General features: G+C 71.0%; 15 protein-coding genes. 6 read left to right on the top strand and 9 right to left on the bottom strand.

What is annotated here, in order from left to right; all coding sequences use genetic code 11:
- Nucleotides 1-52: 52 nt before the first annotated feature.
- Nucleotides 53-820 carry a GntR family transcriptional regulator gene (locus tag ACH35V_RS03800; RefSeq protein WP_395970099.1) on the top strand — a complete coding sequence of 256 codons (768 nt, stop codon included), beginning with the start codon at nt 53-55 and terminating at the stop codon, nt 818-820.
- 17 nt (nt 821-837) lie between these two features.
- Nucleotides 838-1,809 (top strand): asparaginase, encoded by a 972-nt coding sequence (locus ACH35V_RS03805; protein WP_395970100.1) that lies wholly within the window; start codon nt 838-840, stop codon nt 1,807-1,809.
- On the opposite strand, the gene ACH35V_RS03810 is transcribed toward ACH35V_RS03805, so the two are convergent.
- Entirely contained in the window at nt 1,806-2,768 is a 963-nt protein-coding gene (locus ACH35V_RS03810; RefSeq protein ID WP_395970101.1) for a LysR family transcriptional regulator, read from the bottom strand. The genes ACH35V_RS03805 and ACH35V_RS03810 overlap by 4 nt on opposite strands.
- A 56-nt stretch (nt 2,769-2,824) precedes the next feature.
- Between ACH35V_RS03810 and ACH35V_RS03815 the strand changes: the two genes are divergently transcribed.
- Nucleotides 2,825-4,009 (top strand): CaiB/BaiF CoA transferase family protein, encoded by a 1,185-nt coding sequence (locus ACH35V_RS03815; protein ID WP_395970102.1) that lies wholly within the window; start codon nt 2,825-2,827, stop codon nt 4,007-4,009.
- A gap of 21 nt (nt 4,010-4,030) precedes the next feature.
- On the top strand, nt 4,031-5,197 hold the full coding sequence (locus ACH35V_RS03820; RefSeq protein ID WP_395970103.1) for an acyl-CoA dehydrogenase family protein: 1,167 nt from the start codon (nt 4,031-4,033) through the stop codon (nt 5,195-5,197).
- Here the strand turns inward: ACH35V_RS03820 and ACH35V_RS03825 are convergent.
- From ACH35V_RS03825 to ACH35V_RS03845, 5 genes are all read right to left on the bottom strand, one after another.
- Nucleotides 5,172-5,786, bottom strand: a complete 615-nt coding sequence (locus ACH35V_RS03825) for a TIGR03086 family metal-binding protein (protein WP_395970104.1) — start codon at nt 5,784-5,786, stop codon at nt 5,172-5,174. The two genes, ACH35V_RS03820 and ACH35V_RS03825, sit on opposite strands and share 26 nt — an antisense overlap.
- 107 nt (nt 5,787-5,893) lie before the next feature.
- A complete protein-coding gene (locus ACH35V_RS03830; protein ID WP_395970105.1) occupies nt 5,894-6,130 on the bottom strand; it encodes a hypothetical protein in 237 nt (78 codons plus the stop codon).
- Nucleotides 6,131-6,307: 177 nt separating this feature from the next.
- The gene (locus ACH35V_RS03835) at nt 6,308-7,282 is read right to left on the bottom strand and encodes a LysR family transcriptional regulator (protein ID WP_395970106.1); all 975 of its coding nucleotides are present in this window, start codon (nt 7,280-7,282) and stop codon (nt 6,308-6,310) included.
- 161 nt (nt 7,283-7,443) lie between these two features.
- Entirely contained in the window at nt 7,444-9,435 is a 1,992-nt protein-coding gene (gene ligA, locus ACH35V_RS03840; RefSeq protein ID WP_395970107.1) for an NAD-dependent DNA ligase LigA, read from the bottom strand.
- Nucleotides 9,436-9,506: 71 nt separating this feature from the next.
- Entirely contained in the window at nt 9,507-10,484 is a 978-nt protein-coding gene (locus ACH35V_RS03845) for a GlxA family transcriptional regulator (protein WP_395970108.1), read from the bottom strand.
- A 72-nt stretch (nt 10,485-10,556) separates the two neighbouring features.
- On the opposite strand from ACH35V_RS03845, the gene ACH35V_RS03850 reads away from it, so the two are divergent.
- On the top strand, nt 10,557-11,789 hold the full coding sequence (locus tag ACH35V_RS03850) for an MFS transporter (protein WP_395970109.1): 1,233 nt from the start codon (nt 10,557-10,559) through the stop codon (nt 11,787-11,789).
- Here the strand turns inward: ACH35V_RS03850 and ACH35V_RS03855 are convergent.
- The gene (locus ACH35V_RS03855) at nt 11,767-12,687 is read right to left on the bottom strand and encodes a carbon-nitrogen hydrolase family protein (RefSeq protein WP_395970110.1); all 921 of its coding nucleotides are present in this window, start codon (nt 12,685-12,687) and stop codon (nt 11,767-11,769) included. The genes ACH35V_RS03850 and ACH35V_RS03855 overlap by 23 nt on opposite strands.
- Before the next feature lie 46 nt (nt 12,688-12,733).
- On the opposite strand from ACH35V_RS03855, the gene ACH35V_RS03860 reads away from it, so the two are divergent.
- The gene (locus tag ACH35V_RS03860; RefSeq protein ID WP_395970111.1) at nt 12,734-13,306 is read left to right on the top strand and encodes a DUF6506 family protein; all 573 of its coding nucleotides are present in this window, start codon (nt 12,734-12,736) and stop codon (nt 13,304-13,306) included.
- On the opposite strand, the gene ACH35V_RS03865 is transcribed toward ACH35V_RS03860, so the two are convergent.
- Together ACH35V_RS03865 and ACH35V_RS03870 are read right to left on the bottom strand one after the other, a co-directional pair.
- Complete coding sequence (locus ACH35V_RS03865) at nt 13,303-13,995, bottom strand: GntR family transcriptional regulator (protein WP_395970112.1); 693 nt, start codon at nt 13,993-13,995, stop codon at nt 13,303-13,305. The genes ACH35V_RS03860 and ACH35V_RS03865 overlap by 4 nt on opposite strands.
- 5 nt (nt 13,996-14,000) lie before the next feature.
- Nucleotides 14,001-15,200 carry a CaiB/BaiF CoA transferase family protein gene (locus ACH35V_RS03870; protein WP_395970113.1) on the bottom strand — a complete coding sequence of 400 codons (1,200 nt, stop codon included), beginning with the start codon at nt 15,198-15,200 and terminating at the stop codon, nt 14,001-14,003.
- Nucleotides 15,201-15,379 lie beyond the last annotated feature (179 nt).

Below are 15,379 nucleotides of genomic sequence, written 5' to 3' on the forward strand. Positions count from 1 at the left end.
TCCTTACGCCGATCCGCACGCCCATCCGTACGCCCATCAGGAGGAGCAGAGAATGAGCAGCGAGCCGTCATCGCGGGCGAAGGCGTCGCCGTCCGATCGGTCGTCTCGCGCCATCAAGCTGGACCTGCCGAGCGACGCCTCCGGCCAGCCGCAGGTCACCGACACGGTGGAACAGCGCATCGCCCAGGAACTGCGCCGGTTGATCGCCGAGGGCGACCTCGCTCCCGGGGCCCATCTGCCGTTGCGGCAGCTCGCGGCGCACTTCGGCGTCAGCATCACGCCGGTACGGGTGGCGCTGATCGAGCTCGCCGCGGCGGGACTGGTGGTCAGCCGCCCGCATTCCGGCATGCGGGTCGCGCCGATGAGCCTTGAGGAATTCGAGGAGGTCTGGACGATCCGGGTGGGCCTGGAATGGTGGCTCACGCGCAGGGCCGTCGAGCAGGTACAGGACCACGACATCGAGCATCTGCGCGGCGCCCTGGAGAAGATCCAGCACGCCGCGCACAGCAAGGCGGAATGGCCGGAATACGTCGGGCACAGCTGGAACTACCGCCGCTACCTCTACTCGCTCGCCAACCGGCCGCAGATGCTGAGCAACCTGGACACGATGTACGTCCGATCGGCCAGGTACAGCCGGCTCATGCTCGTGGACGGCGAGCGGATCCACCGGGCCGCCGCCTCGATGGAGGAGGCGCACGCCGCCGTCGAACGGCGCGACGCCGCCGCTGCCCAGGAAGTTCTGCGACGTGGAATGGAATGGACGATGGAGGCCGCGCTCAAGCAGTTCGTTAGCGACCTGCCCGCCACGCAGGAATGGTGATCCCGCCGGTGGTCACGGTGTTTTCGCTTGGTGGGACGATCGCGTCCACTGAAACGCCGGACGGCGGTGGGGGCGGGGTCGTGCCGCAGCTCGGGGCCAAGGAGCTGCTGGACGGTGTTCCCGGCCTGGACGGCTCGATCGAGTTGGAGGCGGTGGCCTTCCGGCAATGTCCGTCCGGAGACCTCGCCTTCGCGGACCTCATCGCCTTGGCTGCGGAGATCAAGGCGCGGTTCGAGGCTGGGGCGGCGGGGGTCGTGGTCGTCCAGGGGACCGACACCATCGAGGAGACCTCGTTCGTCCTCGACCTGCTGATCGACGCGCCGAACCCGGTCGTCGTGACCGGGGCCATGCGCAACCCGACGCTGGCGAGCCCCGACGGGCCCGCGAACCTGCACGCCGCCGTCCACGTCGCCGCGTCGCCCGAGGCGCGGGGGCTCGGCTGCCTGGTGGTGCTCAACGACGAGGTCCATGCGGCGCGGTTCGTCAGCAAGACCCATACGACCAGCCTCGCGGCCTTCCACTCGACGACGGCGGGTCCGGTCGGCTGGCTCGTCGAGGGACGGCTCAGAATCGTGCTGCGGCCCGCACCGCCGCTGCCTGCCGTCCCCATGCCCGCCGGGCCCGTGCCGCCGGTGGCGCTGCTGACGACGTGCCTTGACGACGACGGACGTCTCATCGAGCAGGTCGGCGCGCTGGGCTACGCCGGGGTCGTCGTTGAGGCGTTCGGCGGCGGGCACGTTCCGGCGCGTACCGTCGCGGCCTTGGAGCGGCTGGCCGCGACCGCGCCGGTCGTGCTGGCCTCGCGGACGGGCGGCGGCGACATGCTCCAGGCGACGTACGGCTTTCCCGGGTCCGAGCGCGACCTCATCGCCCGCGGGCTGATCCCGTCCGGGTTCCTCGACGGGCCGAAGGCGCGCGTCCTGCTCAGCCTGCTGCTCGGGAGCGGCGCCGGCACCGACCAGGTACGGACGGCATTCGCCAAGGTCTAGGAGCCGGACGGTTGCGCCGAGGGCCACAGTCCCTGGCGCAGGGCTGAATGAACCTGGCGGGTCAGTTCTTCGACCACGACGTGGGTGGCGGGTGCTCTGCGTCCTGTCCGGGGTGTGCCGAGCACGATGGAGCGCCACGTCGTGGGTTCGGACAGCGGCGCGGCGGTCAGGGAACCGTTGGCGACGTCTTCGGCGATGCCGACGCCGGGCAGGATGGTCCAGCCATGACCGGCTCGGACGAGCTGTTTCTGCACGTGCATGGAGTTGGTCTGCACGACGACGTTCATCGGGGTCCCGGCTCGCGCGGCGGCCGCGTCGATCAGCGCGCGCAGCCCGTGCCCGGCGGCCGGCATCACCAGGGGATGCGCCGCGACCTGCTCGAAGGGGACCGGGACGGCGGCCCGGAGCCCGGCGGCAGGCGGCGCGACCGCCCACAGTTTCTCGCGCACCAGCGGTTTGACGTTCAGCGAGGGGGTGTCGGCCAGGTCGTACAGGAGGCTGAGGTCTAGGTCGCCGTCGTCCAGCCATTGCTGCAGGTGCCCGGAGTACGCGGTGAGCACGCGCAGCTCGATGCCCGGGTGGTCGCGGGCGATGGCGGACACGAGCGGCTCGGCGAGCAGGTCGCTGGAGCTGTCGAGCAACCCGACGGTCACGATGCCGGTGACCGCGCCCGGCGCCGGCTGGATCTCCGCGCGGGCCCGCTCCAGCTCGTTCAGGGCGCGTCTGGCGCGTTCGAGCAGGATGAGCCCGGCGTCCGTGGGACGCATCCCCTGCCGGGTCCGCTCGAATAGCGCGACGCCCAGGTCCTGCTCCAGGGCGCGGATCTGCCGCGTCACCGCGGGCTGGACAAGGTGCAGCACCTCCGCCGCCCGGGTCACGCTCCCCACTTCGGCGACCGTGACGAGCGCTTTGAGCTGCTTGACGTCCAAGGGTTCCACCGCGCCATCTGCGATCGGCATGGAGATATCAGGAATCAATATTTTACTCCGGGCAGCATGACCATCGATGATGAGGCATGACCGAACGTCCGCTTACCGGCGTCACCGTCGTGAGCCTGGAGCAGGCCGTGGCGGCGCCGTTCGCCACCCGGCAGCTCGCCGATCTCGGCGCCCGCGTGATCAAAGTGGAGCGGCCCGGGGGAGGGGACTTCGCCCGGCGCTACGACACGACGGTGCACGGGCAGTCGAGCTACTTCGTGTGGCTCAACCGGTCCAAGGAGTCGCTGTCCCTGGACGTGAAGTCCGCGCGCGGCCGTGAGGTCCTGGACGAGCTGCTCATCGGAGCCGACGTGTTCGTGCAGAACCTGGCTCCGGGCGCCGCCGACCGGCTGGGGCTGGACGTCGCGTCCCTGACCGCCCGGTATCCGTCGTTGATCCCGTGCACCGTGTCCGGGTACGGGACGTCCGGCCCGTGGGCGGATCGGAAGGCCTACGACCTGCTCGTGCAGTGTCAGACCGGGCTGGTCTCCTTGACGGGCACCGACGGGGCGACGGCGCGCGTCGGGGTGTCGGTCGCCGACATCGCCGCGGGCATGTACGCCTACTCCGGCATCCTCACCGCGCTCTACACCCGCGCGACCACCGGCTCGGCTCGCGCTGTGGAGGTCTCGCTGTTCGAGGCCCTGGGCGAATGGATGAGCCAGCCCGCCTACTACACGCGATACGGGGGCACGCAGCCGCCGCGAATCGGCACGCAGCACGCAACCATCGCCCCCTACGGCGCCTACACGGCGGGCGACGGCGGGCAGGTGCTGTTCTCCGTCCAGAACGAGCGGGAGTGGGCGGCGCTCTGCGAGCGGTTCCTGGAGCGTCCGGACCTGGTGGACGACCCGCGCTTCGCCACCGGATCCGCGCGCGTCGCCCACCGCGACGAGCTCAACGCGATCATCGAAGAACGGTTCCGGCGCGCCGGCGGCGATGAGGTCATGGAAGCGCTGGACGAGGCCGGAATCGCCAATGCGGGAGTGAACGGCGTCCCGGAATTCGTCGCCCACCCGGTGCTCGCCGACCGCGGACGCTGGCACGACGTCGATCTTCCAGGCGCCATGATGCAGGCCCTCCAACCACCGGCTGACCTGGCCGGAATCCAGCCGCGCATGGATCCCGTGCCCGCCGCCGGAGAGCACACCGAACAGATCCTGACCGAACTGGGACGCACCGCAGCGGAGATCGACGCCCTCCGCGCAGACGGCGTGATCTGACCGAGCGAGGAGGGGCACCTAGTGAGCACCCTGGACATCCTGTCTTCCGACGAGCGGCTCGTCGTGGAGACCGTGCGCGCCTTCGTGGACGACGAGGTCAAGCCGTCCGTCCGGGAACTGGAGCACACGAACGCCTACCCCGAGGCGCTGATCGAGCAGATGAAGCGGCTCGGGATCTACGGCCTGGCGATTCCCGACGAATATGGCGGCAATGCCGTCTCGCTGCCGTGCTACGTCCTGGTCACCGAGGAACTCGCGCGCGGCTGGATGAGCCTGGCCGGTGCGATGGGCGGCCACACCGTGGTCGCCAAGCTGCTGCTGGACTTCGGGACGGAGGAGCAGAAACGCCGCTACCTGCCGAAAATGGCGACCGGCGAGATACGGGCGACGATGGCGCTGACCGAACCGAGCGGCGGCTCCGACCTCCAGGCGATGCGCACCACCGCCCGCAGGACCGACTGGGGCTACCTCGTCAACGGCGCCAAGACCTGGATCAGCAACTCCAGGCGCTCCCAGCTGATCGCCCTGCTGTGCAAGACCGATCCCGAGGCCACGCCCGCGCACAAGGGCATCTCGATCCTTCTCGTCGAGCACGGGCCCGGCCTCACGGTCTCCCGCGACCTGCCCAAACTCGGCTACAAGGGCGTGGAGAGCTGCGAGATCGCCTTCGACGGCTACCGGGCCCCGATCGACGCCGTGCTCGGCGGAACCGAGGGCAGGGGATTCGCGCAGATGATGAAGGGGCTGGAGACGGGCAGGCTCCAGGTCGCCGCCCGCGCGCTCGGCGTCGGGCGGGCGGCGCTGGAGGACTCACTCGCCTACGCCCAGGAGCGCGAGTCGTTCGGCAAGCCGATCTGGCGGCACCAGGCGATCGGCAACTACCTCGCCGACATGGCCACGTCGCTGACGGCGGCGCGCCAGCTCACCCTCTACGCCGCGCGCGAGGGCGAGGCCGGGCGGCGGGTGGACATGGAGGCGGGCATGGCCAAGCTGTTCGCGTCCGAGACCGCCATGCAGATCGCGCTGAACGCCGTCCGGATCCACGGCGGCTACGGCTACTCGACCGAGTTCGACGTCGAGCGGTACTTCCGCGACGCGCCGCTGATGATCGTCGGTGAGGGCACGAACGAGATCCAGCGCAACGTCATCGCGAGCCAGCTCGTCAGCCGAGGCGGCCTCGACTCGTGAGCGCCCATTCCGGGTCGCGGCCGAGGTAGCGGAGGAGGGCGGCCACGTCGTCGTCGCCGGAGTGCTCGATGGCCGCGGCGTAGGCGCCGTACTGGCGCAGCGGCTCGACGATCTGCCTGGCGACGTCCAGCAGCGGGCGGGCCATCTCGGGGGTGAGCGGGGACGGCCGTCCGGTGGCGACGGCGATGTCCCAGGCGTGGACGGCGGCGTCCAGCGCGGCGGCCCCGGCGCCGGTCTCGGGCGTGAGGGACCCGGGCGGGACGGGGACGGACACCGATTCGGCGTCAGGGTCGACGGTGGCCCAGGCGGCGGCGCTCGCCGACACCGAAGGCTCCAGGAAATCCATCGGCGATCCGCCGAGCTTGCCGGACGGCTCGAAGGGGTCGTAGTCGGGCCCGGCCTGGCCGGTGATGCAGGAGGCGTAGGCGAGCTGGTCGCCGGCCGCGTGCTGGAGGACTTGGGCGACGTTCCATTCGGAGCACGGGGTGGGGCGTCCGAGGTCCTGGTCGGAGAGGGCGCGGACGGCGGCGCGCAGCGCCTCGTGGGCGGCGTCGAGGACGGGCCGGCCGGAGTCGGTGGTCTCGTTCATGCCCTCCAGCCTAGCAGAACGGAATAATTCGTTCCACTAGGCCGGAGGGATGGTGCCCCGGCCGCCCGCGGGGAGGAGTGGAGAGCACACGGGCGGCCGGGGAGGTCTCACGGCTTGCCGGACCCGGCCGGGCACTCGCCCGAACCGCTGTTGGCGTGGACGCGGTACCGGCCGATGTCCGGGTCGCCGTGGTGGGTGATGGAGTTGCCCTGCGCCTGGCCGTCCGTCCGGCTTGGGAGCGCGCCGCCGGGGTGGCCGGGGTCGGCGCGGTTGCCGGTTCGGATCTGGGCCGTGACCGTGCCCAGCGGGTACCGGGTGCTCGCATACAGCGGTCTGCGGGCCATGTGGCACTCCTGGGAGAACGGGGGCAGGTGGAGAGATGGGAGTCCATTCGCGGGTCTCGGAATGGCGCCCACGTTGAAGGGTGGCATTCAAAGAGGCATATGGGGCCTGCTAATTCTGCATAGCCTCGGAGCTATGCCCTCTGAACCGTCGCCGCGAATGGCCTGCCGGGCACGTCATCAGGCGGCGGGGACGTCGATGATCTGGGGCCGGGCGTCGGGATTGTCGGCGAGCCAGCGCTGCGTGGCGATGTTCCGCTGGACGATCGGCCGGTAGAGATCGTGGAACGTCCGGTGCAGGATGTCGATCTCGCCCGCCGGCATGCCGGCGGTGCGCCAGCGCAGCACCCGGTAGGCGTCGGTGACGTGGTCGGCGAGCGCGACGACGGTGATCCCCTCGGGGGCCAGCCAGGTCGGCGACGCCAGCGCGATGGCGAACCCGGCCGCGACGAACCCGACCATGACGTTGACGTCCGCGCCGGCGTACCGGAACCGCGGCGTGAACCCGGCCGTCTCGCAGGCCGCGCGCAGCAGGGCCGTGCCGCCGTCGTCGCCGCCCTGCGGCGGGATCCACGTCTCCCCGGCGAGATCGGCCAGGCTGACCCGGCTCCGCGACGCCAGCGGATGGCTGGACGCGATCGCGATGCCGCACGGCTCGATCGTGATGACCCGCTCGCTGATCCCCGGCGGGCACTGCGGGGCGTGGTGGTCGGCGACGCGTCCCATCAGGGCGACGTCGACCTGGTCGTTGGCCAGGCGGCGGGTCAGGACGGCGCCGGAGTAGTCCAGGGTGGTGCTGATCGTGCGGTGCGGCAGCTCGTTCTCCAGGCTGCGCAGCCACTCGCCCAGCAGGATGTGCGGGTGCGTGCCGAGCCGGATGCCGGTCCGGGACCCGTCGCCCGGCACGGTGGCGAGGAGATCGTCGACGTCGGCCAGCACACCGCGGGCCCGGGCCAGGACGTGCCGTCCCAGCGCCGTGGGGGTGATCCCCTGCGGGCCGCGGACGAACAGCGGCCCGCCGAACGCGTTCTCGATGCGGCGGAGCTGGTTGCTGAGCGTCGGCTGGGACACGCCGAGGCTCGCCGCGGCGCGCGTGATGCTGCCCGTTTCGGCGACCTGGCACAGCACCCGTAAATGGCGCAGTTCCACCTGCATAGCCGTGAAGCTATGCCGAATTGGCTGGCCCCCGCAAGCGCGACGTGAATTTCACATTTCATTCTATAAACACTGAATGCTTCCGCCGAACTCCTTTCACGTGCGGTTCCGGCACTGCCGAAAGCCGTCCGTCCCTACTGTTCGTGATCGCGGAGGCGGGATCAGGTGACGCCGGCTTCGGCCAGCCAGCGCCAGAGCTGCGCCTGGTCGACGACGGTGACTCCGAGCTTCTCGGCCTTGCCGGTCTTGGCGGCGCCGACGTTGTCGCCGGCGAGCAGGTAGTCGGTGGTGGCCGAGACCGACGAGGCGGTCGTCGCGGCGGCCTGCTCGACCAGGCGCGTGACGTCCGGGCGGCTGATCTTCGCGCCCGAGCGCGGGTCGGTGAACGCGCCGGTGATCACGACCGAGCTGCCCTTGAGCGGGGAGTCGCCCGCGGCCATCGCGTCGACCGGGCGGTCCTCGTCCAGCACGTCGAGGTGCACGCCGCGCTCGCGCAGCGCCGCGATCTCCTCCCGGACCTCGGGGCGGGCGAAGAAGGCCACGATGCTCTCGGCCGCCTTCGGCCCGATGTCGCGGATCGCCACCAGGTCCTCGACGGTCGCCGCCGCGACGTCCTCGATGCGCTCGTACCCGGCCAGGCACAGGCGCTTGGCCGTGCCCTCGGACGCCATCGGGATCGCCAGCCCGATCAGCGCGCGCCGCAGCCCCATCCCCGTGGACGACGCGATCGAGTCGACCATGTTCCTGGCGCTGACCTCGCCCATCCGCTCGTAGCCGAGCAGCTGCTCGGCCGTCAGGTCGTAGAAGTCGCTGCGGCGCCTGAGCACGCCGTCCTCGGCGAGCTTCTCGATCCAGGTGTCGCCGACGCCCTCCATGTCGGCCGCCGGGCGCGACGCCCAGTGCATCAGCCGCCGCGTCGCCTGCGCCGGGCACTGCAGGTTCAGGCACCAGCGCTCCTCGCCGGTGCCGCGGACCTCCAGCTCCGAGCCGCACGACGGGCAGCGCTCCGGCGGGACGATCTCGACCTCGCTCCCGTCGCGTTTCTCGGGCAGGGAGCGCCCGGCGAACGGGATCACGTCGCCGCGCCGCACGACCGCCACCGTGTCGCCGATCCGCAGGTCGCGCTCGCGGATCAGGCGCGGGTTGTGCAGGGTGATGTTCTCCACGGTCACGCCGCCGACGAACACCGGCGCGACCTTCGCCCGCGGCGGGACGCGTCCGATCTTGCCGACCGGCCACTCGACCGACAGCAGCGTCGTCAGCTTCTCCTCCGGCGGGTACTTGAACGCGATCGCCCCGCGCGGCTCGGCGCTGTTGAAGCCCGCCGCGTCGAACGCCGCCGGCTCGTGCAGCCGCACGACCGCGCCGTCGATCTCGTAGTCCAGCCCGTCGCGGCGGCCGCCGATCTCGTGGATCGCGTCCATCACCTCTTCGACGGTCGTGCACACGTACACGGCGACCGGCTCGAAACCCGCCGGGTCGTCGATCGCGACGCCGTCGCGGTCGGTGCCGAACGCGAAGAACCGCAGCACCCGCTTGGCTTCCGCCGCCGCCACGGGGTCTTTCAGCACCAGCGTTCCGGCGGCGCCCGACCGCGGGTTGGTCAGCGTCCGGTCCGGGTGGGCCTCGTTGTAGGCGCTCCACACCGACCGCAGCATCACGGCCTCGCCGCGGACCTCGACGCGTCCGGGCGCCTCGATCTCGGCCGGCAGGCCGGGAATCACGTGCCGCACCTTCTCGGTCACCAGCTCGCCGACCGCGCCGGTGCCGCGCGTGGCGACGTAGTCGAGCTTCCCGTCCGTGTAGACGAGGCTGAGCGAGAGCCCGTCGAGCTTCTCCGACACCCGGAAGACCTGGCCGCCGAACCGCTCGCAGAACGTCCGGATCTGCTCCTCGCCCGTCGCCTTCGCCAGCGACAGCATCGGACGAGCGTGCCGCACGGTCGGGCCCGCCAGCTCCGCCGGCGCGTTGACCTTGCCGAGCGGGCTGTCGGCCGGTTCCAGCTCTGGATGCTCGGCGACGAGCGCCGCCAGCTCGTCCTTCAACGCGTCGTAGTCGGCGTCCGGGACCGGGCTGTCACCGGCGCCGTAGTACAGGTCGTTCAGCCGCTTGACCTCGGCGGTCAGCTCCGCGATGCGTTCTCCAACGTCCACCCCTCGATTAAACGCGATGACACCGACACTGTTCATCACCCGTTGTCGCGGGGGGATCGGCGCGCGGACGATCAGCGGAAGGAGCGGCGGTAGGCGGCCGGGGTGGTGTTCAGGGCGGTGTGGAAGCGGCGGCGGAGGTTGACCGCCGAGGAGAGGCCGACGCGGGCGGCGATGGTCTCGACGGGCAGGTCGGTCTCCTCCAGCAGGGCGCGGGTGGCGGCGAGGCGGCGTTCCAGCAGCCAGCGGGCGGGCGGGACGCCGAGCCGGCCGGTGAACTGGCGGGTGAGGGTCCGGGGGGAGACGCCGGAGTAGGCGGCCATGTCCTCGACGGTGATCGGGTCGTCCAGGCGCGCGAGGAGCCATTCGAGAAGAGGGGCCAGCGAGTCCGGCATGGGGCCGGTGGTGGGGAGGGGAGGGTACTGGCGCTGGCAGCCCTCGCGGTGCGGACCGGCGGCGAGCTGGCGGCCGATGCGCATGGCGTGGGCCGCGCCGTGCTCCTGGAGGACCTGGTGAAGGCAGAGGTCGAGGGTCGCGGCGGAGGCTCCGGCGGTGGCGACGTCGCCGTGATCGACGTAGATGACGGCGCCGTCCGGGACGACGCGGGGGTGGCGGGCGGCGAGCTCGCCGGACAGCTCCCAGTGGACGGACGCGCGGCGTCCGTCCAGGAGGCCGAGGGCGGCGGGGATGAAGATCCCGGCGGCGACGGCGACGATGCGTGCCCCGCGGGCATGAGCGTCGGACACCGCTTGGAGGACGGCCGGCGAGGGGACGAGCGTCCAGCCCGCGATGACCACGGTGTCGGCGTCGTCGAGGGCTTCGAGGCCGCTGCCCACCTGGATGGGGACGCCGAGCGTGGTGGGGAGGGAGCCGGGACGTTCGGCGCAGAGGCCGAAGCTGTAGTGCTGGGGGATGTCGGGCCCGTGGTAGCCGAAGACGGCCGACGCGGAGGTGACCGGGTAGAGCTCCTGGTTCGGGGCGACCAGGGCGACCACGCGATGCGGGCTGGACGGCGGCGGCGGGGTTTCCGGGCACTCCGGGGGGAGGGGCATGGCGCAAATGTACCCAAGGATGTCATTTAGGACACCAGTGCCCTGACCTGGAAATATCCAGAATTGGGGATCATGTGGACGAGGAACTTCACCCTCTACTTCGGGGCCCGCACGATCTCGCTGCTCGGCGACGCGATGATGCCCGTCGCCTCGGCGCTGGCGATCGGGAAAGTCTATGGGATCGCCGGCGTCGGCTCCGTGCTCGGGCTCTGGACCGCGTCCGCCGTGCTGGTCATGGTGTTCGGCGGGGTCGTCGCCGACCGGATCGGCGCCCGCCGCCTGATGATCGTCGCGGACGCGGTCAGGATCGTCACCCAGGGGGTGGTGGCCGTCGCCTTCCTGGACGGCGCTCCGCCGTACGCCCTGCTCCTGGTGATGGCGTTCCTGTCCGGCACGGCCGCCGGGCTGTTCGAGCCGGGCGTCAACGGCATGGTCCCCCTGGTCGCCGACGACCCCCAGCGGGCCAACGCGACGCTGAAGATCGCCGAGGCGCTCACCCACCTGGCGGGCCCCGCACTGGCCGGAGTCCTCATCATCGCCGCCGGACCGGTCGTCGTTTACACAGTGGACGCCGCGACGTTCCTGGTCAGCGGGGTGTGCCTCCTGCTGGTCCGGGTCGCCGTCCCCAAGCCGTCACCGTCCAACCTCGTCAGCGACCTGCGGCGGGGCTGGGACGAGTTCAGGGCCAGGAGCTGGATGTGGTCGGTCATCCTGGTCTGGGTGTTCTGGGGCGTGCTGGTGATCGGCCCGTCCGTCCCGCTGGCGTCGCAGCTCATCGGGGACGACTACGGCTGGGTGATGGCGGCGCTCGGCCTTGGCACCGTCCTCGGCGGGCTGGTCGCGATCAGGCTCAGACCGCGCCGACCGCTGGCGGCCGGGGCGATTGCGGTGAGCGGCTACGTCCCGGTGCCGCTGACCGTCGCGCTAGAGCTGCCGCTCCCGCTGCTGATGGCCGGGCACCTGCTCGGTGGCTGCGCGCTGGCGTTCTGGTCGGTGATGTGGTCGACGAGCGTCCAGACGCAGGTCGCGCCGGACGTGCTGAACCGCGTCAACGCCTACCAGATCGCCGGTTCCGTCGCGGGCATGGCGGCGGGTCAGGCCCTGGCCGGCCCGGCGACCGCCCTGATAGACCCGCGCACCTTCATGCTGGGCTCGACCGCGGCGACGGCCGGCATCGTCGCCGCCCTGCTGCTGATCAACCCGATCAGAAACCTGGGCAGAGATCCCCAGCCCCCCAAATGCCGCCCGATCCCTAACGCTCACGAGGCGCTGCCCACCATTGTCAATCAAGGAACTCCGCTGTAGCGGGTCGGCGGCGATCGACCTGGAGGTGGAGGACGTCGGCTCGCGCATAATGCCCGCCGGGGTCGAAGTTCTGACGTTCGGCGCGGACGGCGGCGGCGTCGACGTCGGCGGTGACGAGGCATTCCTCGTCCGAGACCGGAGCAGCGATCCATTGGCCGTCGGGCCCGGCGATGGCCGAACCGCCGTCGTACCGGGACGAGCGTTCGGCGAGCTGATCGTGGAAAGGGAAATCAGCCGGGATATCGGCATAGGAGAACAGAGCACCCGCAGCCAGGGAGTAGACGCGGCCTTCGAGAGCGATGAAACGGGTGATGTCACCGGTAAGCCTGGACGATCCAGGCCAGACCGAGACATGCAAGGTCTCGCCTTGCGCATAGAGGGAGTGGCGGGCCAGCGGCATCCAATTCTCCCAGCAGATCAAGCCGCCGACCGTGAAGTCTCCGACCTGATGCGTACGCAGTCCGTGACCGTCGCCGATGCCCCAGACCAGCCGTTCCTCGTGCGTGGGCATCAGTTTGCGGTGGACGCCGACGATCGCACCGTCCGGGGAGATCGCGACAAGGCTGCAGTAAACAGTGCCGCGGACACGTTCGGTGATGCCCAGATAGGTGAATATCTTCAGATCACCGGCGGCCTCGACGATCGTGCGCAGTTCGGGGCCGTCGAGCTCGACGGCGGCGTCCAGATAGGCGGCATAGGCGCGCTTCTGGTCGGGATCGTCGAACCGGGCCCCGCCGGTCTGCTCGACCCAGAACGGATAGCCCGAAAGGAATGTCTCAGGGAACGCGACCAGTTCGACATGGTCCGCGGCCGCCCGCTGAAGGAAGTCCACCACTTTGGCGACCCCGGCGGCAGGGTCGAGCCAGGGACATCGAGCCTGTGCCGCAGCAACGCGCATACCGGTGATTTGACCTCAACTCTGGTTGAGGTGGCAACCTGCCGGCATGAGCGAAGACAAAGTGATCATCTATGAGGAGACCGGCGCCGACCCCTGGACCGACGTGATGACCGTCCAGAACGGCGGCGGACGCACGCGCGTGCGGGCTGTCGGCAAGCAGGAGGAGATGGTCGAGCTGGTCACCCGGCTGGTCGGCGAAGGGGTGACCCAGATCGAGATCTGCGGCGCGTTCGGTGCGGTGTGGCACGCCGCAGCCGGACGGGCGGCCGGTGGAAAGGTGCCCGTCGGGGCCATCTACTACGGCTTCGAGTCGCTCACCGGCGTCGCCTCGTACAAGTCGCGTTTCGAGGCCGGGGACGTCCTGTCCGAGGCGTTCATCATCGTGCACGAAGGCGCCGACCCCTCGGGCGACGTGGTGACTCACGAGAGGGCCGACGGCGGCAGGACGACCTTCGTGGCGGTTCCCGACGAGGCCGCCGCCGGCGAGGTGGCCGCGGCAATGGCCGACGACCTGCAATTGATCGAACTGTACGGAGCCTCCGGCCCGGAGGGCGCCGAGCCGGTCATCCAGGCAGTCGACGGCCGAGTACCTGTCGGCGTGAGCGCGTACCGGCGTTAGGTCACCGGGTTCGGGGTGGCGGCCGCTTCTTCGGCGAAGACCAGTTCCAGGGCCGAGACGGCGTGGGCGCGGTGCTCGTCCAGGGACGCGATGGCCTTGCCGGCGTCGCGGGCGTGCAGGGCGGCGAGCATGGCGCGGTGCTCGTGGTTCACCCGCTCGCGGTTCTCGTGGTCGCTGTAGTACAGCGAGCGGTAGGCGTCGGTCGCCTCCCACAGCAGGCGGATGTGCCGGACGAGACGCGGCATCCCCGAAAACTCGAACAGCGTGAAATGGAGCAGCCGGTTCGCGGCGGCCATCTCGGCGACGTCGCCGGCCTCGCTGGCGCGCTCGACCTCGCGCTGGATCTCCTCGAGCCGGTCCACGTCGGCGCCGGTGACCTTGTCGACGGCGCGGCGGACGGCCTCGGCCTCCAGGATCTCCCTGATCCGGTAGACCTCGCGCAGGTCCTCCATGGAGAGGGAGACGACGCCGTAGCCGCGGTGCACCTGGTAGGTGACCAGGCCCTCGCCCTCAAGGATCTTGAGCGCCTCGCGCAGCGGGACGCGGCTGACGCCGAGTTCCTCGGCCAGCGCGTCCTGGCGGATCGGGTCGCCCGGCCGCAGCTCGCCGCTGGTGATGGCGCGCCTGATCTCCTCGAGGACGAACTGCTGGGCCGTCGGCGGGCGCCGGGGCCGCTTTCCCGCGGTCATCCGGGTCACCCCCCTCCGGGTTTTGGATCTTGTGTCAAGGATTCCACATCTCGGCCGCGTTCTCCGGCGATCCGGGCGCGGACGGCGGCGGCGTCCTCGTCCAGGCGCGGTGGCGCGGTGCGGTACCGGGGCGGTGTGGCGCTCAGCCGGATCGGGTTGGCCACCTGCCCCACCGGGTGCGGCCGGCGCGGGTCCCGCAGGGCGACGCGGGGGGACAGGCCCAGGCGGGCGGCGAGGTCGAAGGCGCCGGCGACGTCGTTGATCGGTCCGCACGGGACCTCCGCCGCGGTGAGGGCGGCGAACCACTGGTCCGCCGTGCGCTCGGCGAGTGTGGTCGTGAGCTCGCATTTCAGGGGGCGGCGGTTCGCCACCCGGGTGCTGTTGGTGGCGAACCGCTCGTCGGCGGCGAGGTCCGGACGGCCGAGCGCCGCGCAGAGCGAGCGGAACTGGCGGTCGTTGCCGGCCGCGATGACCAGCGGCCGGTCCGCGGTCTCGAACAGCTCGTACGGCGCGATGCTGGGGTGCTCGTTGCCCATCGCGGCCGGCACGACGCCGGCAGCGACGTACGCCGAGGCGTGGTTGACCAGCCCGGACAGCAGCGACGACAGCAGCGAGACCTCCACCCGCTGGCCCTCGCCGGTGGCGTCCCGGTGCCGCAGCGCGGCCAGCACGCCGAGCGCGGCGTGCAGGCCGGTGATCACGTCGACGAGCGCGACGCCGACCTTCATCCCCTCGCCGTCCGGATCGCCGGTCACGCTCATCAGCCCGCCGACGGCCTGCACGATCAGGTCGTAGCCGGGCAGGTCCGCGCCGCCGTCCGCGCCGAACCCGGTGATCGAGCAGTAGACGAGCCCGGGGTTGGCCGCGCGCAGCTCCTCGTGGCCGAGGCCGTGCCGCTCCATCGTCCCGGGACGGAAGTTCTCCACCACCGCGTCGGCGCGGGCGGCGAGCGCGCGGGCGGTGGCGGCGTCGGCGGGGTCGGACAGGTCGAGGGCGATGGAGCGCTTGTTGCGGTTGACCCCGAGGAAGTAGGTGCTCTCGCCGTCCGCGAACGGCGGTCCCCAGGACCGGGTGTCATCACCGCCGCCGGGCCGCTCGATCTTGATCACCTCGGCGCCGAAGTCGGCGAGCAGCATCGTCGCGTACGGCCCGGCGAGGACGCGGCTGAAGTCGACGACGACCAGGTCGCGCAGGGCTTCGGTCATGCCCGCGCGCCGGAGGCCGTGCCGCCGCGCCCGCGCCCGTCCCGACCCCACAAGCCGCTGCTCTGCATCCGGTCGGCCCTCCTAGCGATCTCCGCACATGGACGTACCGCCGGGACTCTAACCAGTGTTTATTGGAGAATCAATACTGGATCCAAAATAGATTCTGTGCTTCGGTAGTG

The sequence above is a fragment of the Actinomadura sp. 1N219 genome (genome assembly GCF_044326405.1).
In the GTDB taxonomy this organism is placed as follows: domain Bacteria; phylum Actinomycetota; class Actinomycetes; order Streptosporangiales; family Streptosporangiaceae; genus Spirillospora.